The sequence below is a fragment of the Vibrio barjaei genome, from assembly GCF_001639065.2.
GTDB classification, from domain to species: domain Bacteria; phylum Pseudomonadota; class Gammaproteobacteria; order Enterobacterales; family Vibrionaceae; genus Vibrio; species Vibrio barjaei.
Genome location: NZ_LQXO02000027.1, coordinates 1 through 596 on the forward strand (window position 1 = coordinate 1; position 596 = coordinate 596).

At 48.2% G+C, this 596-nt stretch carries 1 protein-coding gene; it reads left to right on the top strand.

The features are described 5' to 3' along the window. Positions 1-488, top strand: a 488-nt coding sequence (locus tag AWH66_RS13305; RefSeq protein ID WP_071487853.1) for a hypothetical protein, incomplete at its 5' end; no start/stop codon positions are given. Positions 489-596 lie beyond the last annotated feature (108 nt).

Consider the following 596-nt stretch of genomic DNA (forward strand, 5'->3'; position numbering starts at 1 on the left):
GTTCCAGTTCACGCAATAGCACCAGTACGAAGAATACCAGTAGTCAAAATGCCATTAGCGGCGACAACCTAGGGGTTGCGCTAAGTGGCATTGAAGGCTCAACGATTAATGCCACCGTGACCGACCACGGGAGCGTAGGCAAGTCGTTTGATTTTGCGGGTGATGCACTTGATGAATCGTATGAGTTCGCCAAAGACGCAATGAGTGAATCGCTCAATCTGGTAGACCAAAACACAGAAAACAGTATGAAGTTTGCCTCTGGTGCGCTGGATAAATTCAGCTCAAGCAACAGTGAAAACCTTCAAATGATAGCGGGGCTAGCGGGTAACCAAGCAGCCCAAAACACGAAGAATCTCGACAAGCTGACTGAGCTTGCCAAGTTCAAACAAGACAACGGACAAAGCGCATTGAACAAACAGCAATTGATTCTCATGGCAATCATTGTGCTCGTGCTTGGCTTTGTGCTGTTTAAGGCGGTGAACCAATGAACTTCAACCTGATTCAAGGGCAAGTGATGCCGTTAACCGTGGAGTCGAGCTGGCTTTTCATCGAGTCCTATCACGGCAAGTTGTCGGTGCGTATTGATTCAACGGGTG